Source organism: Janthinobacterium goodfellowi, from assembly GCF_051380695.1.
GTDB lineage: Bacteria > Pseudomonadota > Gammaproteobacteria > Burkholderiales > Burkholderiaceae_D > Janthinobacterium.
Window position 1 is genome coordinate 504,399 of record NZ_JBNYXN010000004.1, and the last position, 18,742, is coordinate 523,140.

20 protein-coding genes are annotated in these 18,742 nt (G+C 66.6%); 8 read left to right on the forward strand and 12 right to left on the reverse strand.

Annotated elements, in window-relative coordinates:
* Nucleotides 1–89: 89 nt before the first annotated feature.
* The 4 genes from ACQ4WQ_RS18240 to ACQ4WQ_RS18255 all read left to right on the forward strand — a co-directional run bounded on the left by ACQ4WQ_RS18240 (nucleotide 90) and on the right by ACQ4WQ_RS18255 (nucleotide 2,484).
* Entirely contained in the window at nucleotides 90–761 is a 672-nt protein-coding gene (locus ACQ4WQ_RS18240) for a thiol:disulfide interchange protein DsbA/DsbL (RefSeq protein WP_326457606.1), read from the forward strand.
* Between the two features lie 14 nt (nucleotides 762–775).
* Nucleotides 776–1,000 carry a hypothetical protein gene (locus tag ACQ4WQ_RS18245; RefSeq protein WP_436498984.1) on the forward strand — a complete coding sequence of 75 codons (225 nt, stop codon included), beginning with the start codon at nucleotides 776–778 and terminating at the stop codon, nucleotides 998–1,000.
* 81 nt (nucleotides 1,001–1,081) lie between these two features.
* The gene (locus tag ACQ4WQ_RS18250) at nucleotides 1,082–1,828 is read left to right on the forward strand and encodes an SDR family oxidoreductase (protein ID WP_436498986.1); all 747 of its coding nucleotides are present in this window, start codon (nucleotides 1,082–1,084) and stop codon (nucleotides 1,826–1,828) included.
* Between the two features lie 125 nt (nucleotides 1,829–1,953).
* Nucleotides 1,954–2,484: an ester cyclase gene (locus tag ACQ4WQ_RS18255; RefSeq protein ID WP_436498988.1), complete on the forward strand. Its 531-nt coding sequence runs from the start codon at nucleotides 1,954–1,956 to the stop codon at nucleotides 2,482–2,484.
* 9 nt (nucleotides 2,485–2,493) lie between these two features.
* Here the strand turns inward: ACQ4WQ_RS18255 and ACQ4WQ_RS18260 are convergent, their stop codons facing one another.
* From ACQ4WQ_RS18260 to ACQ4WQ_RS18290, 7 genes are all read right to left on the reverse strand, one after another.
* Complete coding sequence (locus ACQ4WQ_RS18260) at nucleotides 2,494–3,405, reverse strand: LysR family transcriptional regulator (protein WP_436498990.1); 912 nt, start codon at nucleotides 3,403–3,405, stop codon at nucleotides 2,494–2,496.
* Nucleotides 3,402–4,298: an efflux RND transporter periplasmic adaptor subunit gene (locus ACQ4WQ_RS18265; RefSeq protein ID WP_326457601.1), complete on the reverse strand. Its 897-nt coding sequence runs from the start codon at nucleotides 4,296–4,298 to the stop codon at nucleotides 3,402–3,404. The genes ACQ4WQ_RS18260 and ACQ4WQ_RS18265 overlap by 4 nt, the downstream gene beginning before the upstream one ends.
* Nucleotides 4,299–4,336: 38 nt before the next feature.
* Entirely contained in the window at nucleotides 4,337–4,537 is a 201-nt protein-coding gene (locus ACQ4WQ_RS18270; RefSeq protein ID WP_070224633.1) for a DUF1656 domain-containing protein, read from the reverse strand.
* Nucleotides 4,527–6,671, reverse strand: coding sequence for an FUSC family protein (locus ACQ4WQ_RS18275; RefSeq protein ID WP_436498992.1), 2,145 nt, complete (start codon nucleotides 6,669–6,671; stop codon nucleotides 4,527–4,529). The genes ACQ4WQ_RS18270 and ACQ4WQ_RS18275 overlap by 11 nt, the downstream gene beginning before the upstream one ends.
* 10 nt (nucleotides 6,672–6,681) lie before the next feature.
* Nucleotides 6,682–7,188: a MarR family winged helix-turn-helix transcriptional regulator gene (locus ACQ4WQ_RS18280; RefSeq protein ID WP_046682655.1), complete on the reverse strand. Its 507-nt coding sequence runs from the start codon at nucleotides 7,186–7,188 to the stop codon at nucleotides 6,682–6,684.
* 64 nt (nucleotides 7,189–7,252) lie between these two features.
* The gene (locus ACQ4WQ_RS18285) at nucleotides 7,253–8,665 is read right to left on the reverse strand and encodes an efflux transporter outer membrane subunit (protein ID WP_436498995.1); all 1,413 of its coding nucleotides are present in this window, start codon (nucleotides 8,663–8,665) and stop codon (nucleotides 7,253–7,255) included.
* Between the two features lie 130 nt (nucleotides 8,666–8,795).
* The gene (locus tag ACQ4WQ_RS18290; protein ID WP_071650291.1) at nucleotides 8,796–9,113 is read right to left on the reverse strand and encodes a DUF4148 domain-containing protein; all 318 of its coding nucleotides are present in this window, start codon (nucleotides 9,111–9,113) and stop codon (nucleotides 8,796–8,798) included.
* A gap of 286 nt (nucleotides 9,114–9,399) precedes the next feature.
* Here ACQ4WQ_RS18290 and ACQ4WQ_RS18295 point away from each other — a divergent pair, with 286 nt between their 5' ends.
* The 3 genes from ACQ4WQ_RS18295 (at nucleotide 9,400) to ACQ4WQ_RS18305 (ending at nucleotide 10,729) form a co-directional block, all read left to right on the forward strand.
* Entirely contained in the window at nucleotides 9,400–9,729 is a 330-nt protein-coding gene (locus tag ACQ4WQ_RS18295) for a hypothetical protein (RefSeq protein WP_436498997.1), read from the forward strand.
* Between the two features lie 115 nt (nucleotides 9,730–9,844).
* Nucleotides 9,845–10,162, forward strand: coding sequence for a hypothetical protein (locus ACQ4WQ_RS18300; protein WP_326457597.1), 318 nt, complete (start codon nucleotides 9,845–9,847; stop codon nucleotides 10,160–10,162).
* Between the two features lie 87 nt (nucleotides 10,163–10,249).
* Nucleotides 10,250–10,729 (forward strand): DUF2244 domain-containing protein, encoded by a 480-nt coding sequence (locus ACQ4WQ_RS18305; protein WP_436498999.1) that lies wholly within the window; start codon nucleotides 10,250–10,252, stop codon nucleotides 10,727–10,729.
* Between the two features lie 6 nt (nucleotides 10,730–10,735).
* Here the strand turns inward: ACQ4WQ_RS18305 and mgrA are convergent, their stop codons facing one another.
* Nucleotides 10,736–11,776 carry an L-glyceraldehyde 3-phosphate reductase gene (mgrA, locus tag ACQ4WQ_RS18310; protein ID WP_326457595.1) on the reverse strand — a complete coding sequence of 347 codons (1,041 nt, stop codon included), beginning with the start codon at nucleotides 11,774–11,776 and terminating at the stop codon, nucleotides 10,736–10,738.
* A gap of 124 nt (nucleotides 11,777–11,900) precedes the next feature.
* Here mgrA and ACQ4WQ_RS18315 point away from each other — a divergent pair, with 124 nt between their 5' ends.
* Nucleotides 11,901–13,463 carry a CYTH and CHAD domain-containing protein gene (locus tag ACQ4WQ_RS18315; RefSeq protein WP_436499001.1) on the forward strand — a complete coding sequence of 521 codons (1,563 nt, stop codon included), beginning with the start codon at nucleotides 11,901–11,903 and terminating at the stop codon, nucleotides 13,461–13,463.
* A gap of 39 nt (nucleotides 13,464–13,502) precedes the next feature.
* Here the strand turns inward: ACQ4WQ_RS18315 and kdoO are convergent, their stop codons facing one another.
* The 4 genes from kdoO to ACQ4WQ_RS18335 form a co-directional block, all read right to left on the reverse strand.
* Nucleotides 13,503–14,378: a Kdo hydroxylase KdoO gene (gene kdoO, locus ACQ4WQ_RS18320; protein WP_436499003.1), complete on the reverse strand. Its 876-nt coding sequence runs from the start codon at nucleotides 14,376–14,378 to the stop codon at nucleotides 13,503–13,505.
* Between the two features lie 79 nt (nucleotides 14,379–14,457).
* Complete coding sequence (locus ACQ4WQ_RS18325) at nucleotides 14,458–14,829, reverse strand: lysozyme inhibitor LprI family protein (protein WP_326457592.1); 372 nt, start codon at nucleotides 14,827–14,829, stop codon at nucleotides 14,458–14,460.
* 117 nt (nucleotides 14,830–14,946) lie between these two features.
* Nucleotides 14,947–17,919 (reverse strand): sensor histidine kinase, encoded by a 2,973-nt coding sequence (locus ACQ4WQ_RS18330; RefSeq protein ID WP_436499005.1) that lies wholly within the window; start codon nucleotides 17,917–17,919, stop codon nucleotides 14,947–14,949.
* A 120-nt stretch (nucleotides 17,920–18,039) separates the two neighbouring features.
* On the reverse strand, nucleotides 18,040–18,618 hold the full coding sequence (locus ACQ4WQ_RS18335) for a superoxide dismutase (RefSeq protein WP_070224622.1): 579 nt from the start codon (nucleotides 18,616–18,618) through the stop codon (nucleotides 18,040–18,042).
* Nucleotides 18,619–18,742: the final 124 nt, after the last annotated feature.

Sequence of the window (18,742 nt, forward strand, 5' to 3'; positions counted from 1 at the left end):
AAGCGTTTTTTTTCCGGCCGGGCCTCATCGTCCGGTGCAAAAAGTGGTAATCTCGCCCCGTTCACGACCACTTATGATGAAGGATTATTATGCGTTTTCTGCGTTTCTTGCGTCCCCTGCTTGCCGCCGTCACCCTGGTGGCGGCCACCGGCGGCGCCATGGCGGCCGATACCGGCTTTACCACGCTCCCGACGCCAGTGCGCACGGACACGGGCAAGAAGGTGGAAGTGGTCGAGTACTTCATGTACTCCTGCCCGCATTGCTATGCGCTCGATCCGCTGATGCACGACTGGGTCAAGAAGCAGGGCGACAAGATCGCCTTCCGCCGCATCCACCTGGCTTTCACGGGCCCGAAAGATCCGCAGGCGCACGCCTATGCCACGCTTGAAGCGATGGGCCAGCTGGACCAGTTCCACGACAAGATCTTCCGCGCCATCCACGTCGAGCGCAACCGCCTGAACCGCGATGACGCCATCCTCGACCTGCTGGTGAAGAACGGCATCGACAAGGCGAAATACCTGGACATGTTCAATTCGTTCGGCGTGCAGACCAAGCTGAAACGCAACGAGCAGCTGATCGCGGCCAGCAAGATCGACAGCGCGCCGACCATCGTCATCGACGGCCGCTTCGTGACGTCGCCGGCGCAGTTGTCGCGTCCGGGCCAGTCCGAGCCGCAGACCCAGGCGGCGACCCTGCGCGTGATGGATGAACTGGTGGCGCGCGTCCTGAAAGAGCGCGCTCCCGCGCCAGCGAAGAAGTAACACTGGAGAACACCATGAAACAGCTGCCCTGGACCCTGTGCGTGCTGGCCGTCGCCCTCGTGGCGTGGTTGTCGATTGCCATCGTCAACGTGGAAAACCAGCGCAATGCGCTGGCCAGCAAGGCTTGCGTGGATCCCGCGTTCAAGAACGAGGTCGATGCGAAATGCCTGGCGTCCGTGCAGACGCGCGAACACTGGTGGCAGCACCTGACTTACGCCATGACGCACTTCCGAAATTGAATGCGCCTGCCAGAAAAACCCGCCTTGCGCGGGTTTTTTTTCGTCCGCGTATGATGGTGCCACAACCATCGAGGAGGGACAATGAAGGAAGTGATCCTGATTACGGGCAGCAGCCGCGGCATCGGTGCGGCGACGGCGCTGCTGGCGGCGCGCCAGGGCTATGCCGTCTGCGTCAACTATGTGCGCGATGCGCAGGCGGCCGGAGAACTGTGCGCGCGCATCGTGGCCGAGGGCGGCGAAGCCATCGCCGTGCAGGCCGACGTCAGCGATGAAGCGGACGTGGCGCGCTTGTTCGATGAAGTCGATGCGCGTTTGGGCACGCTCACGGCGCTGGTCAACAATGTGGGCGTGCTGGAGCAGAAATGCCGGCTGGCCGATATTTCCGTGCAGCGCCTCGAGCGCGTGTTGCGCACCAACGTGATCAGTTATTTCCTGTGCTGCCAGCAGGCCGTGCGGCACATGTCGACGGCGAACGGGGGGCGGGGCGGACGCATCGTGAATGTCTCGTCGGTGGCCGCGCGCATCGGCTCCCCGGGCGAATACATCGATTACGCGGCCTCGAAAGGCGCCGTCGATACCCTGACTCTGGGCCTGGCGAAGGAAGTGGCGGCCGAAGGCATCCGCGTCAATGGCGTGCGGCCCGGCATCATCTACACGGACATCCACGCCTCGGGCGGCGAACCGGGACGGGTGGCGCGCCTGGCATCGGGCGTGCCCATGCAGCGCGGCGGCCAGCCGGAAGAAATCGCCGACGCCATCCTGTACCTGCTGGGGCCGGGCGCGACGTATGTGACGGGCAGCATCCTCGACGTGGCGGGCGGGCGCTGATTTTCAACGCATTTTCAACCCTGGCAAGCAATTGCTTCAAGCGCGGGGCCAATTATCAAGCAGGGCAAGCGAGTCCAGAATGGCGGGGTGCCATATGCACGCCGATCAACTCATTTGGAACCACCATGTCCACTTTTGCTCCCGCCATCCTGGCCCTGTCCCTGCTGGCCGCCGCGCCAGCCCATTGCGCCATCAATCTGCCCATGCCGGCCCACCTGTCCGGCGCGAAAGCCGACGCCGCGGTGGCGCTGGCCGCGCGCCGCTATGCCGCGTTCTGGGAAAGCGGCGATCCGGCCCTGGCACGGCTGGCGCTGGCCGACGATTTTACGGACCGCACCTTGCCCTCAGGCCGCCCGCAGGGACTGGCCGGCCCGCTGCAGGCGTCGCAGGTGTTCCACGCGGCCGTGCCGGACTTGAAGGTGGCCATCGAGGAGATGCTGGTGGCGGGCGACCGGGTGACCTTGCGCCTGCATTTCACGGGCCGCTTCACGGGCGTCTTCCCTACGCCGCAGGGGGCCTTGCAGGGGCAGGGACAAGCCGTCGATTTCCATGCGTTTGATCTGTACCGTGTCAATGCGCAGGGGCGCATCAGCGATAACTGGCACCTGGAAGACAACCTCACCCTGCTGCGCCAGCTGGGCGTGCTGCCGCGGTAAGGGCGGCCGTCAGGCTTGCAGCGCGGCGAACTGGCGCACGAGGAAGTCGGCCAGCAGGGCGACGCGCGGCGGCTGGAAGCGGCTGCGCCGGTACAGCAGGTTCAGGGGGACGCTGTCGGCAAAATAATCGTCGAGCACCGTCCGCAGGCGCCCCGCGCGCAGGTCGTCGCCGATGTCGAGCAGGGATTTGTAGGCATAGCCATGGCCGGCCACGGCCCAGCGGCGGATGATTTCGCCGTCGTTGCTGTGCCAGTCCCCCGGCAGGCGCAGGCTGTGGCGCTTGCCGTTTTCGCGGTAGCGCCATTCCTGCGGCGCGCCGTCGCCTGCCGTGAGCACGAGCGTGGGCAGCTGTGCCAGGTCGCGCGGCATGGCCGGCACGCCCACCTTGGCGGCCAGCGCGGGCGCCACGCACACGACGCGCCGTCCCGGGTGCAGCAGGCGCGCCACCATGTCGCTGTCGGGCAGCTCGCCGTAGCGGATGGCCAGGTCGATATCGTCCTGCACCAGGTTGGCCGTGATGTCCGTCAGGGTCAGCGCATGGCGCAGCTGCGGGTGCAGCGTGGCGAAGCGGTCGAGCATGGGCAGCAGCAACTGGCGGCCGATGTCCGACGGCGCCGAGATGCGTACCATGCCGCGCACGGCGCCGCCGCCCCCGTGCAAGCCGTCTTCCGCCTGCGCCAGCAAGTCCAGCGCCTGTTCGCTGTACTGGCGGTAGTGCAAACCCTCTGCCGTCAGGCGCAGCTGGCGCGTGGTGCGCTCGAACAGGGTGGCGCCCAGCGCCGTTTCCAGGCGCGCGATGGCGGCGCTGGCGGCGGCCGGCGACAGGCCGTGCTTGCGGCCGGCGGCGGAAAAGCTGCCCAGCGCCGCAGCGTCGAGGAACAGGGCGATTTCCGCCAGGCGTCCGGCGCCGCCGCGCATCATGCGGGATGCGCCGCCGCAGGCTTGGGCGCAGGCGCGGAATGGGGCGTGATCACCACGGTGCAGGTGGTGCCGGCCACCAGCAATTGTCCCTTCGGCTGCTCGTCGATGTGGATGCGCACGGGCACGCGCTGCGCCAGGCGCACCCAGTTGAAGGTGGGATTGACGTCGGCCAGCAGTTCGCGGCCCGTGGCGGCGTCGCGGTCGGTGATGCCGCGCGCGATGCTCTCGATGTGGCCGTGCAGGGTGCCGCCGCTCATCAGATTCATTTCCGCCTTGTCGTCCTGCGCCAGCATGCCCAGCTTGGTCTCTTCGAAGTAGCCGACGACGTAGTACGAGGCGCTGTCGATGACGGCCAGCTTGGCCGCGCCGACGGCGGCGAAATCGCCTTTGTGCACGTTCAGGTTCGTCACGTAGCCGCTGACGGGGGCGCGCACGGTGGTGCGTTCCAGGTTCAGTTGCGCCAGCGCGCGGGCGGCGACGGCGGCCTGCACTTGCGACGAGGCCGAGCTGGCGGCAAAGGCCGCGCTTTCGCGGCTTTCCGTCGAGATGATGCTGGCGTCCAGATTGGCGCGGCGCTGTGCTTCCTTGCCGCGGCGGCCCTGCTCCGTTTTTTGCGCGGCCAGTACCGCGTCGGCCTGGGCCAGCGCGCTGGTGTAGCGCTCCTTGTCGACGACGAACAGGATATCGCCCTTTTGCACCACCTGGTTGTCGCGCACCAGCACGTCCGTGACGGTGCCGGCCACGTCGGCGCTGATGTTGACGATGTCGGCCTTGATGCGCCCGTCGCGCGTCCACGGCGATTCCATGTAGCGGTCCCAGACGGTCTTGCCTATCCACAGGGCTGCCGCCAAGAGCAGCAGGGTGATTGCATAGCGTGTCAGTTTGCTTACCATGTCGGCAGCCTTTCCTTGATGGGGTTGAACAGTTTTTTTTATTTGTAAAGCGATAGAGCGAGCGCGCCGAAGATGGCGATGAAGATGCACAGCCGCGCCAGCGACGGGTGCCACACCATGCGGTACACGCCCAGCCAGCCCAGCACGCGGTCGAGCAGGGTTTGCAGGCCGATGCTGAGGATGAACAGGGGCAGCAGGGTAGGAATCAGAATTCCGAACAGGGCGAATTCACGCGGCATGGTGGTCTCCGGCGCCAGGCGCCATGTGGTCGAGTAATGAGGTGTAGATCGAATGCAGGTCGGCCAAGGCCGTCTGCAGCCGTGCGCTGCGTTCGGCTGTCGCTTCCGCTTCCGCTTGCGCCGCGCGCACCACGGCGCCCGCCTGCAGGGTGGCGGCCAGCGCCGCCTGCAGTTGCGCATCGGCGCGCGTGCGCAGCCAGGCGGCGATGCCGTCCACGCACTGCTGCAGCGCATGGCGCGTGGCGCCCGGACGGGCGGTCGCGATCAGTTCGCGCAATTCGATCACGGAATGGCCGATTTCCAGCAGGGTCAGGGCCTGGCGCACGACGGCGCGCGTGGCCTCGCCCGGCGCCGGTCCGGCCGCCGCATTGAGCTGGCTGAGCAGGTCGCGCACGCGGTTGTCGAAGCGATGCTTGACCCGGCGCGCCGGCGCCGTGCACGCCTGCAGCGCTTCGCGCCACAGGGCCGGGCCGATGTGGTCCTTGTGGCCCATCGTGTGCTCGGGCAGCAGCACGGCAAACACGAGGGCGGCCAGCATCAGGCCGACGATCAGCGCCATGCCCGTGTTCAAAAAGGCGGCGCCGTCGACGTGCATCAGATTCGTCGGCGCCATCTGCGTGATGAAGGTGGACACGCCCAGGCCCACGCCCAGCTTGGCGGGATTCGTCATCAGGTACAGGCCGACGGCGAGGAAGGGCGCAAAGCTGAGCATCAGCATGGGGAAGCCGTCGCCGTGCACCAGCACGAAATACACGCAGACGAGCGACAGGGGCATCGCGATCAGAAAGCCCGCCAGCACTTGCCGGATCATCATGATGGGGCGCGGCGAGGACGAGGCCAGCGCGCAGAACACGGCCGCCATCAGCATCGCCGTGCTGGCGTAGGGCCAGGCGAGGAAGTAGGCGCCCAGCGCCAGCAGGGCCAGGCTGATGCCGGCGCGCGCGCCGCTGGCGAGCACCAGCGCGGGCGGCGTCTTTGGCGCATATGCCTGCGGCGTGCTCACCTCGAGCGGCGTGTCGTGCACGAGGCTGAAATACACTTCGTGAAAGCGGCTCATGTCGCGCGCGAAGCGCTCGAGCAGTTCGCACACGGTGTCGAAGTCGATGCGCTGCGCATGCGCGATGGCCGCGCCATCGATGTCCGCGCGCGCCTGCGCCAGCGCCGTCTGCAAATGCCGCTGCATGGTGTCGAGCGAGTCTTGCGACGGCGTCGTTTGCAGCGCCTCGGCGACGATGGCGTACAGGGGCGCGCACGCCTGCATGACCTGGTTTTCGCCATCGCGCTGCAGGCGGTCGAACAGGCGGTGGAAGGTGTAGAAGGTGGTCAGCGCCGTCATGAAGGTGGCGTTGAAGGCGTGCAGCTTGCGGTTCTGCGCGCGCACGTGGCTCACTTTGCTGGTCACTTCGAACAGCGCGGCCGAGCGGCCCAGTTCCAGCGCCGCTACGTCGGCGGCGAACTGCAGATGCGTCAGTTCCACCTGCGCCGGCGTGAGCTTTTGCTGCAGCACGTCATGGCAAAAGGCGAGGAATTTGCCGTAGCGGGCCTGTACCGTGCGCATCACCTGCGTGCCCTGGTGGCGCGGCAGCAGCACGCTGGAGACCGCCGCCGAGCAGATGATGCCCAGGCCGACTTCGGCCACGCGCGTGACGGCCAGCGCGAACACCTGCATCGGCTGCTCGATGGCGGGCAGCACGATCATGCAGGCCGTGTAGCCGGCCAGCACGTACACATACGACTGGGCGTTGCGGTGCAGCGCCGAGCCGCTCGTGCACAGGCCCACCCACAGGGCCAGGCCGGCGAACAGCAGCACGGGCTGCTGCGGGAACAGGCCGATCAGGGTCAGCGCGGCCGTGCAGCCGAGCAGGGTGCCGCACAGGCGGTAAAAGCTTTTTTCCAGCACCATGCCGCTGCTGGGCAGGGCCAGGATGATGGTGGTGGTCATCGCCGTACTGGGCGAGTCGAGGCCCAGGCGGTAGGCCAGCCACAGGGCGCAGAACGATGCGATGAGGTTCTTGCCGACGTAGATCCAGCGTTCGCCTTCCGTCGCGCGCCAGTCCTGCAGCGCCAGCGCCAGCCAGTGGGCCGCCCGGGTCAGGGGGCCATATAGGGGTTTTGTTGCTGTGGCTGGCGTCATCGATAGGCTATCAGTTCTGGTTGTTGAGGTTGTTCAGGTTGCGCAGCTGGCGCATGTACAGCTTGTCGAGCACTTGCAGCTCTTCTTCCGTGAACCCTTCGTACAGGGCCGACGTTTCCTGGTACACGTCGGGCAGCGCCGTTTCGATCAGCGCGCGGCCCTTGTCGGTCAGCGAGATCATCACGGAGCGGCGGTCGCCGGGGCGCGTGCCGCGGTGGATCAGGCCACGCGTTTCCAGGTCGTTGCACACGCGCGTCAGGTTGGCCGGCTTTTCATGGCACGCCATGCCCAGGGTGCAGGCGTTCGAGGTTTCGTCGTCCGTGCCGTACAGCACGGCCAGCACCATGTAGCTGGCATCGACCAGGTCGTGCTTTTTCAGCGCGGCATTGGTCAAGTCCTTCATGCCTTTTTGAATGTGGTACGTCATGCGCAACAGGCGCATCAGTTCCATGGGGAAGCCTGGCATGCGCGTGCGGATGTTTTGCAGCCGCTTGGAGGTGGCGTCAAAAGCGGTCATGTCATATTCCTTCATGTGTGAATAAAGCTCCGATTGTATCTTGTTGGGCTATGGCAACGCGAGCCTAGATGCCGCCTCCCAATGCATTCATCAAGGAAACGTAGAGATCGAGCTCGCGCGCCCCATTTTGCGCCTGCTGCTGTTCTTCCGCCAGCAGCGCCACTTGCGTGTTGAGCATGTTGATGGCGTCGCTCATGCCCGCCTTGTACGCTTTTTCCGCCAGGTCGCGCGCGCGCTGCGCCGTGGCCAGCGCCTGCACGGTCAGCTGGTGCTGCTTTGCCAGCGACTGGGCGCGGGTGACGGCGTTGGCCACGTCCGACATGGCGTTGATGACGGTGGCGTTGTATTGCTCCACGGCGCCGTCGTACACGGCCGTCTGGCTGCCCAGCTGGGCGCGCAAACGGGCGCCGGCGAAGATGGGCAGGCTCAGCGCGGGTGAGGCGCCGCGGATCTCCGAGTTGGCGTCGAGAAAGTGGCTGAAGCCGAAGGCCTGGAAACCGGCGAACGCCACCAGGTTGACGTTCGGATAGAACTCGGCCTTGGCCGCGTCGATGCGCTGCGCCGCCGCTTCGACTCTCCAGCGCTGGGCGGCGATGTCGGGCCGGCGGCCGATCAGGTCGGCGGGCAGGGCGGCGGGAATGGCCAGCGGCTGGTCCAGGCGCAGCACGGGGCGCGTGAGCGCGGCGCCCGCTGCCGGGCCCTTGCCCGCCAGCGCGGCCAGCTGGTTGCGCAGCAGGGCCAGCGATTCGGCCGACTGCTCCAGCTGGCGGCGGCCGGCGGGCAAGGTGGTTTCGATCTGCGCCACGTCAATGTCCGTGCCGATGCCGGCGGCCTTGCGCTGGCGCGTGATGTCGAGGATGCGGGCACGCTGCGCCAGGCTGCGCTCGATCACGTCCTGCAGCTGGAATTCATACGACAGCTGGATGTAGGTGCGCACCAGCGCCGTTTCCAGGGCCAGGCGGGCCATCTGCGATTCGGCCGACGCCATCTGCACGTCGCCCAAGGCGGCGGACAGGGCGGCGCGGTTGCGGCCCCACAGGTCCAGGTCGTACGAGGCCGTGACGGTGGCCTGGTTGCGCCACGCGTAGTTGCCGGCCAGCGGTGCCGGCGTGCTGCCGTGCTGCGAATACAGTTCGCGGTTGATGGAGACGTTCGCGTCCGCCTGCGGGCGGGTCTTGTCTTCCGCCGCGCCGGCCAGCGCCTCGGCCTGGCGCACGCGCGCCTGGGCGCCGCGCAGGGTGGGGCTGTCGGCCAGCGCCTGATCCATCAAACGGTTCAATTGGGGGTCGTGCAAGTCTTGCCACCATTGCGTGCGCGGCCATTGTATGGCGGCGCTGGCGGCGGCATCCATAGCCTGGCTGCCCTGCAGTTTATTGGCGTCGAGCATGACCGATTGCGGCGCGATATGGCCCATGTCGGCGCAAGCGCTCAAGGCAAGGATCAGGCTGGCGGCAAGCAGACGGCGGTGCAGGGACATGCAGGAACTCCGGGAGAGATATGTTGGGGTGGTGCGGGGGAATCACAGCTCGCCGCGGTGAGCTTCGGGAGTGGCCCGAGTGCTGCGCCGCAACTGAGTTGTTACTGACTGAAACCGGCTGACTGGTTTCTTATTGCACGACGTGCTTGGCCGTTTGCGCGACATCAAAGTCCGCTTCCGTTTGCGGGATCAGGCCAGCCTTGCGGGCGGCGTAGAACTCGGCCATGACTTGTTCGCGCGTCACCTTGCTGGCGGCGGTGGCCGGCGTTTTCGGGTAGTCGACTTCGCTGGTGGCGATTTCGCCGGCGTTGCGGGCACGAATGTATTCGGCCGTGACGTCAGCGCGCGTGAGTTGCTGGCTGGCAGCGGCAGGCGCGGCGCTTTGGGCAAAAGCCGAAGTGGCGGTGGTGATGGCAAACAATGCTGCGATGAGTGATTTGGCTTGCATGATAAGACTCCAAAATGTGCATGATGGCTGGGTGGATGGGCCGGATCGCCACGTACCGGTCGGTTCGGCGGCGCTGCGCTGGTGGGCGCCGTGCCGCCGATGAAGCAATTTCTGGATGAGAAGATGCTTACTTGAATTAACTATAGCAATGAATAGTACATTTGTGAAGTAATTTCTGAAAATATTTGTGCGTCGCCGCATTTGCCCCTTGGAAAAGGTCGTGCAGGCGTGCGCCGCTGGACTGGCCAGGAGAGTAAGCTGGTTTTTTTGTTAACGGGAGTCAGCCATGAGCAGCAGCACACTCGATCCGGACAATTTGCCCGTCACGCCCGACCGCGTCCTGGGCAGCGGCCATGGCAAGGGCGCGCTCGGTCCCAGCGACAGTTCCGACAGCGGCAGCGACATGCAGGGCGTGCCCGGCCAGGATGTGGAAGCGTTGGAGAACGACAGCGATGCGGCCGGCACGGGCGAACGGGCCGGCGTGGAACCGCGCAATACGGCGCCCGACGGCGGCGATATCGACGTCGATCATGTGGAAAGCCTGGCGCCCGTGCGGCCGGCAGAGGAGGACGATGGCGAGCCCGGCGCTCCCCAGGCGCCAGCGCCGCGACCCTGATGCCGGCGGCCTGCCGCAAATTGCCGCCGCTCTGGCGCCATCAGCGTAAAATGAGGGCAAGGCGGCGTGCGCGCCGCCATGGCCAGCCGGCCGGCACAGGATAGGATGTCAGAGGATGCAAACGCAGATGTCGGAAGAGAAAGAAAAAGACTTGATGTCGATGTACCGCGAGACGCGGCCGCGCGAGTTTTTTGGCGAAAAAAGTAACACCAATCACCTGGCCTGGAGTGCGCTGGTGGTCTTGCTGGCGCTGGCGTTCTGGCTGATCGTGGCCCTGGCGGCGGCGGAAAACCAGCGCTATGCCCTGGAAACGAAGGCGTGCCAGGATCGCGTATTTCCGACGGAAATCGACACGTCTTGCCTGAAACAGGTCAAGTCGCGCGATCACTGGTGGCAGCACGTGGGCCACGCGCTGGTGCGCATGGGCGCCTGATCCTGGCGCAAGCTGGCTGAACGATCTGGCGGAACCTGGCGGCGGCGAGGGCCGCCGCGGTGATGGAGCGATAGTGCGGGAGGCGCCATGCCACGCGATCACTCGCGCGAGCAGCCGCAATGGCTGCTCGCGCGCCACAGTGCCTTGACGGCGCCCCAGTTGCTGCGCGCCTATGGCTTGCTATGCCTGTTTTCCCTGCTCATTGCCGCCGTCTTTGCGCTGCGCGGCCTCTGGTACATTCCCGCCTTTTCGTTTGCCGAACTGGGCCTGGTGAGCATCGCCCTGCTGCATTACCTGCGTCATGCGCGCGACTATGAACACATCGCCCTGCGCGATGGCGAACTGATCGTCGAACAGGTCAGCGCCGGCCGCTGCCGGCGCCACCACTTTTCGCCATGGCGCACGCGCGTCGAAGTGCCGTGCTGGCCGCGCCAGTTGATACGCATCAAGGATATCGGCCATGGCGGCGCGCAGGTGGACGTGGGCGTTTTCGCCACGCCCGAACGGCGGCAGCAGGTGGCGCAGGAACTATGCGCGCTGCTGCCGCCGCCGATGCCGCCGCCGTGAACCCCCTTATACGGCCCGCGACGGGCCTTCCCACAGATTGATATGGCCTTCGCGCGCCTGCACGTCGATGGCGGCCAGCTCGTCGGCCGTGAACGACAATTGCTGCAGCGCGGCCACGTTTTCGCGGATTTGCGCGCTACTGCTTGCGCCGATCAGGGTCGAGGTGACGCGCGGATCGCGCAGCACCCAGGCCAGCGCCATCTGCGCCAGGGTTTGCCCCCGCTGCGCGGCGATCTGGTTCAGCGCGCGCACGCGGGCCAGGTTTTCCGCGCTCAGGTGCTTTTGCAGCAGCGAGCCGCCGCCGGGACGGTTGACGCGCGCATCCTGCGGCACGCCATCGAGATACTTGTCGCTCAATAAACCCTGCGCCAGCGCCGTGAACGTGATGCAGCCCATGCCTTGCTCTTGCAGGGTGTCGAGCAAGCCGTCTTCCTCGATCCAGCGGTTGAGCATGTTGTAGGCGGGCTGGTGGATCAAACACGGCACTTTCCACTCCTTCAGCAGGGCCGCCGCCTCGGCCGTCTTTTGCGGAGAATACGAGGACAGGCCCACGTACAGCGCCTTGCCCTGCTGCACGGCGGTTGCCAGCGCGCCCATGGTTTCTTCCAGCGGCGTGTCGGCGTCGTAGCGGTGCGAGTAAAAGATGTCGACGTAGTCGAGGCCCAGGCGTTGCAAGCTCTGGTCCAGGCTGGCCAGCACGTATTTGCGCGAACCGCCGCCCTGGCCGTACGGACCCGGCCACATGTCCCAGCCCGCCTTGGTGGAAATGATCAGCTCATCGCGGTACGGTAAAAAATCGTCGCGCAGCAGCTTGCCGAAATTGCTTTCCGCGCTGCCATACGGCGGGCCGTAGTTATTGGCCAGGTCGAAATGCGTGATGCCCAGGTCGAAGGCCGTGCGCAGCATGTCGCGCTGCGAAGCCAGATTGTTGCTGTCGCCAAAGTTGTGCCACAGGCCCAGGGACAGCAGCGGCAGTTTCAGCCCGCTGCGCCCGCATGTACGGTATTGCATGCTGTCGTAGCGGTTCTCGGCGGCGTGGTAGGTCATGGCATCTCCTTGTAAATGAATCGCTTATTTTCGCGCAAAATCAAGGTGTGCGTGCGTGCGTGCGCCTTGCGCGCGGCGGGACGCGCCTTACAATGGGCGTTCAGGAATCTCGCAAGGAGCGGACATGGAAATCGAATTGAAATTGCTGCTGGCGCCGGAAGACGCGCCCCGCCTGCGCGCCCACCCGCTGCTGGCGCAGGCTGCGCAAGCAGAGGTGCAGGTGCTGCAGATGCACGATATCTATGTCGATACGCCCGATTTGCAGCTGTGCCGCCACGACGCGGGCTTGCGCGTGCGCCAGGTGGACGGGCACTGGGTGCAAACCCTGAAGGCGGGCGGTACCGTCAACGGCGGCCTGCACAGCCGCCACGAATGGGAAGGCGACGTGCCGGGGCCGCAGCCGGATCTGGCCGCGCTCGACTCTGCCATCGGCCGCAAGCAACCCGTCCGCGCGCTGCTGCGCCAGGATGCCGTCCGCGACGCCTTGCAGCCCGTGTTTACCACGCGCATCGAGCGCACCGTCTGGCAGCTGCGCACACCGCAGGGCGACCAGATCGAATGCGTGCTGGACCAGGGTGTCATTGAAAGCGGTGCGGACGGGGCCGCGCGCAGCGTGCCCGTCAGCGAGGTCGAACTGGAATTGAAGCAAGGGCAAGCGGCCAGCCTGTTCGACGTGGCGCTGGCGCTGCTGCGGGACGTGCCGCTGCAGCTGGGCCACATGAGCAAGGCGGAACGCGGTTACCGCCTGGCGGCAGCGTACCCCTTGCAAGCCGTCAAGGCGAAAGCGCTGGCGCTGGACGCGGCGATGTCGGTGGAACAGGTGTTCGTGGCCATCGCCGGCAATTGCCTGGAACAGGTCAGCGGCAACCAGGATGGCGTGGCGGCGGGCGAGGATGTGGAAAGCGTGCACCAGATGCGCGTGGGACTGCGCCGTTTGCGCTCGGCGCTGGGCATGTTCAAGTCCCTGCTGGCCTTGCCGGACGCCTTAAAGGCCGAACTCGACTGGCTGGGCGGCGCGCTGGGCGAGGCGCGCGACTGGGATGTGTTGGCTGGCAATACCCTGGCGCAGCTCGATGGCGAGGCGCAGGCCGATGCGGCGGCGCTGGCACAGGCGGCGCACGCGCAGGCGCGGCTCAAGCACCAACAAGCCGCCCAGGCCGTCACGTCGGCGCGCTACACGGCCTGCATGCTGGGCTTGCAGCGCTGGCTGCAGGCGCGCGCCTGGCGCGACGGCTGTTCCGCGCGCCAATTGCGGCGCCTCGATGCGCGCGTGTCGCCGTTTGCCCGCATCACCTTGCGCAAGGACCAGCGCCGCCTGATGAAGCGCGGCAAGCGCCTGCTGCATGCCACGCCGCAGCAGCGCCACCAGGTGCGCATCGCGGCCAAGAAGACGCGGTATGCGACGGAATTCTTTGCTTCGCTGTTTGCCGCGCGCGCCGTGAAACCGTATGTGGGGCGGCTGTCGGCGCTGCAGGATGAACTGGGCTGGCTCAACGACGTGCAGGTGGCCGACCGGCTGCTGCAGCAATTGCCCGATGCCCAGGCCGACTTGCCTGGCCAGGACGAGTTGCGGCTGCACGCTGCCTTCGTGCGCGGCTATCTGGCGGCGCGCGCGCAGGCGGAAGGCAGCGATGGCCGCATGCACAAGGCCTGGCGGCGCTTCAAGTCGGCCCGCTTGCCGGCCTGAATCCGCTTCTGCCTGAGTGCCAGACCTGGCCAGACGAGACTAGGCCAGCGGCCGCTGCAAATGGCGTTCGAGGATGGCCAGCGGCGACTTGTGCGGCGCTGCCATGGCGCGCACGGGCAGCAGCCAGGTTTGCTCGAGCGCATGCTGTCCCCGCAGGGCGGCGTGCGATACGGCGTCGCTGAAGACGATCCACGTCTGGCCCGGCGCGAATGCGTGGGAGTATTGCTCCACCTGCGCCTGGTAATCGAGATCGGCCTTCATGGCGTCGTGCAGCTGCAGCATGTAGTGATCGTAGGCCGTGCGCCGCGACTTGGTGATGCGCAGCCGGTGCATCAGCGCCGCCAGCACGGGCTGCGGACGCTTTGCAAGCGGTAAAAAATGCTGCGCCACCTGTTCGAACGGCGCGCCCAGTTTCCACACGCGGGGCGCGCCGCGCGGATGGATGTTGCTGAAGACGCGCAGGATGCGCCGGCCCTGCGTGGGCGAGGAAGGAAAGCTGTCCACATGCAGGCGCGTATCGTCCTTGCGCCACGAGGTGATGCGCCCGGCGATTTCCACGGGGCGAAAGCTGCCCTTGCCTTGCTGCAGATGGGGAGCATAGCCGGGCAGCAAGCCGGCCAGCAAGTGCCGCGTGTGCCGCGCATAACGTTGCATCAGCGCGGCCAGCAGGGCCGCATTGCAGGCATCGCCCTGGCCCCGCACGCCGCGCGCCGGTTCCCAGCTGATGTTCTTGGCGCTGCTGGCGCTACCCACAGCGCCGTCGAGCAGGGCATGCTCTTCCTGCTGCAGGGGAAAGCCCAGAGCGGGCAACAGCACGACTTGGCCATCTTCGAGTGCCTGCAGCGCCGCCGCCTGCTGCGCGGCGCTGCCGCTGGCGTCCCACCGGGACAGGGAAATGTCGACGAGCTTGTTCATGGCGCAAACGGGGAAGACATGGGAGCGGCCAGTATGGGCGCTTGCCGCCCGCTTCCGTTTGCGCTGGCGCAGACTTACATTACAGTTTGCTGTTCTGGCAGCCGGCGCTCACGCATTCGCGCACGCGGTCCTGCAGGAATTGCGCGCGTTCGATGGTGGTCTTGGTGGCGCAATCGAGATTCACATAGAAGCCCGACGATTCGCGTTTGGAGCAGGCGTCGTTGCGGTTGGCGATCCACGCCAGCTGGCCCGATTTCAGCTTCTGTTTGCCGCCGGCATCGAGCTTGGCGGCGAGTGTCTTGTAGTTGGCGTTGAGTTCCTTGTCCGCTTCCTGGTACACCTTGTTGAGGCAATACAGGCCGTCGAAGTCGTTGCGCGGCGTGTCGCAGGCCGAGTTGGCGAAGGCGGAACCGGAAGCAAACACGAGCAGGGCAAGGATGCATTTTTTCATGGCGGGCTTTCAGAACGTAGTGGGGGCAGGATAGCTGAGCAAGACAGCGCTCTTGCGCATCGTATAACATTTTCTCTCCCGCCCGCGGACGCTTGCGCACGCGCCGCGCCAGCACCGTCAGTAGGCCAGGCGGCCCGGCACGCTCACTTCGATCTGCGTGCCGGCGCCGGGCCGGCTGTCGATGCGCAGGCTGGCCCCGATGCCGGCGGCGCGCTCGCGCATGCCGACCAGGCCCCAGTGGCCGGGCCGCTGGCCCGTTTGCGCCACGGCGTCATCGAGGCCGCAGCCGTCGTCGCGCACGCGCAGGGTGAATGCCTGCTCCGCATAGTCGAGTTCCAGCACGATGTTGGCCGCCTCGGCATAGCGCGAGGCGTTGAACAGCGCTTCGCGCGCGATGGCATAGACCTCGTCATGCACGCGCGGCTGCAGGCGCCGGCAGGTGCCGCTGACGTGCACGGTGAAGGCGTGTGCGCGGTGCTCGGCCAGGCCCTTGCCGAATTGCTGCAGCGCCAGCCGCAGTTCGTCCGGTTCGGCCGAGGCGCGCAAATCCATGATCTGGTCGCGGCCTTCGATCAGCAGCTGGTCGGCCAGGTTGAGGGTGCCGTCGAGGCGCGCCCGTTCGCGCGTGCCCTTGGGCAGCATGTCCGCATGCGCATGGAACGACAGGATCAGGCCCTGCACGCTTTGCAGCAGGGTGTCGTGCAGCGAGCGGGCGATGCGCGAGCGTTCGGCCAGGCGCTCCTGCAAGCGTTCCTGCAGCCGTTCCTGCATGTTGCGCGTCAGATGGCGGATGCGCAGCACATAGCCGCCGTACAGCAGCAGCGCGGCGCCCAGCGCCAGCAGCACGACGAACCACGGCGTCTGCACGAAGGCGGGCGCGATGACGATGTCGAGCTTGGCTCCCTGCGTGTTCCACACGCCGTCTTCGTTGGCCGCCGTGACGTCGAAGCGGTAGCTGCCTGGCGCCAGGTTGGTGTAGTACGCCTCGCGGCGCCCGACCGCCTCTTGCCAGCCGGCGTCCACGCCCGCCAGTTTGTAGCGCAGGCGCACGCGTTCGGGCATCGACAGGCTCAGCGCCGTGAAGCCGATCTGCAGGGTCTTGCTGCCTTGCGGCAGCCGCAGCGGCTTGCCATCGTCCAGCGCGTAACGCGCGCCATTGGCCAGCAAGCTGTGGATCTGCACGGGCGGCGGCAGGCGATTGCGGCGGATATGCAGCGGGTCGAGCATGCCGATGGTGGCCGAGGTGGAGAACCACAGCTTGCCGTCGGGCGCATGGATCAGCGACGGCACGGGGCGCAGCTGCGAGGCATGGCCCTGCAAGCCGTCGAGCGCGTCGAAGCGTTCCGAGACGACGGCGCTGCCGTCCCGCATCCACGCGGCCAGGCTGGACGCGCCGATATGGCTTATGCCGTCCGCGCCATGCAGCCACAGGTCGCCGTCCGGCAGGCGCACGATGCCCGACACGCCGCGAAACGCCGCGCCGCACGCGCCGCGCAAGGTGTGGAAGCGCCCTGCGCGGTACAGGGCCACGCCGTTTTCGCCGCCGGCCCACATCGCGTCGCCATCGCGGTACAGCTGCAGCACCGTGCCCACCTGCAGTCCCTCGGCCGCGCCGAGCCGCCTGACGGCGCCCGCGCGCTGGCCGTCGGCCACCAGGCTGACCGTATTGTCGGCATGGCCCAGCCAGACGGTGCCGGCGCCATCGATCGCCATGGCCGTGGTCAGCACCGCCGGCAGGCCGGACAGGCCGCCGTTCGCGCTCCATTTTCCTTCGCTCAGGCGAAACAGGCCGCCGCCGGAAAACGAGGCCCACAGGGCGCCCGAGCGGTCCTGCTGCAGCGCCTGCGGATCGAGTCCTTGCACGGGCGCTGTCACGCGCGTCATCGTGCCGTCGCGCGCGCGGTGGTGGAGCTCCTGCTCGTTGCCCAGCCACAGCGTGCCGTCGGGCGCCCAGTGGCTGGCCGCCAGCGCCCCTTTCAAGATCACTTTTTTCACCCCGTCGGCCGTAAAGCTGCGCACGTCGCTCACGTAGTCGCCGATCCACACGTCGCCATCGGGTCCCGGCAGCATGCCTGGGTGGTCGAAGGGCACCGCGACGGGCAAGGTCTGCAGGCGGTTCGGCCGCAGCCGGTCCAGGCCCGTCGAGGTGCCGAACCACAGATTGCCCTCGCGGTCCTGGAACGACGTTTGCGGCAGCGGGCCGCTGATGCCGTTCTGGCGCGTCAGGCGCTGGGCCGGCAGACTGGGGCCGGCAGGGTCGAACTTGCGTTCGATGCCATCGGGCGTCATCAGCCACATGGTGCCGGCGCGGTCGAAGCGGATGCCGTTGCCCCTGGCGTCGGGCCGGATGGGCGCATCGCCGCGCGGCGCGCTGGTGCGCACGCGGTAGTAATTGCTCTGGCTGTCGACGGCCCAGATGGCGCCATCGGGCGCTTCATCCATACTGGTGAGCATGGTGCGCGGCCAGGCATGGGAAAAGCGCGTCTCGCCCGGCCTGCGGAAAAAGACGCCATGCATGGTGCCCATCCACTGCGTGCCATCGCGCCCGAACAGGATCTGGTACACGCGTTTGTCGGGCAGGCCCACGTTGGCCGCTTGCGCGACGAAGCGGTCGGCGCCCGGCGCCAGGCGCGCCGCGCCATCGCGCGTGCCGACCCAGATGGCGCCGTCGGGCGCTGCCTCGATATGGAACACGGCGCCTGGCGGCAAGCCGTCCGCTTCGCGGTAGGTGCGCGCGCCACCCTGGCGAAAGACGCTGACGCCGCCGAGGCGGTAGCCGACCCACACGGCGCCGTCCGGCGGCGTGGCCAGGCCCAGCACATTGCTCGACGGCAGGCGGTGGCCGTACACGCTGTCGACGCGGTCGAAGCGCACGCCATCGTAGCGGTACAAGCCGGTGGCTGTGGCGATCCACAGCCAGCCATCCTTGCCCTGGGCGAATTTGAGCACGTCGACGGGCGCGCCTTGCAAGGCGCCCCAGGCATTGTGGGTGTAGTCGGACAGCAGGGGCGAGGGGGCGGCCGCGCACGCGTGCAGGTGGCACGCCAGCAGGGGCAACATCAACAGGCGCAGCAGCAGGCGAGCGGACATCGGTGCAGAGGGAGGTGGCAGGGCAGTGATTGTAGCGCAGCGCCCTGCTTTTCGGCAGGCGAAAAAAAAGCCTGCGCGGGATGGCGCAGGCTTTTTTCGCTCTACGTTGACAAGGACCGCTTACGCGAAGTTCTTGGCAACGAAGTCCCAGTTGACCAGGCCCCAGAACGTTTCCACGTACTTGGCGCGCAGGTTGCGGTAGTCGATATAGTAGGCGTGTTCCCAGACGTCGCAGGTCAGCAGCGGCTTGTCGCCGGTGGTCAGCGGGCAGCCGGCGTTCGAGGTGTTGACGATGTCGACGGAGCCGTCGGCTTTTTGCACCAGCCAGGTCCAGCCCGAACCGAAGTTGCCCACGCACGACTTGGTGAATTCTTCCTTGAACTTGTCGAACGACGACCATTTGGCGTTGATCGCGTCAGCCACGGCACCCGTAGGCGCGCCGCCGCCGGCCGGCTTCATGCCGTTCCAGTAGAAGGTGTGGTTCCATACTTGCGCCGCATTGTTGAAGATGCCGCCCGACGATTTCTTGATGATCTCTTCCAGCGACAGGTTCTCGAACTCGGTACCCTTGATCAGGTTGTTCAAGTTGGTGACATACGCCTGGTGATGCTTGGCATAGTGGTATTCCAGGGTTTCTTTCGAAATATGCGGCGCCAGAGCGTCCATTTCATACGGCAGTGGTGGCAGAGTATGTTCCATGTGATGTCCCTTTGTGGTGAGTATTCGGAGTCTACCGGCCTGCGGCCGGAGGGTTGAGCCAAGCTTGCTTGAAGCAGGCATTCTTGCTGAACGAGCCACTATTGTAAAGCGGATGCGCCATTGC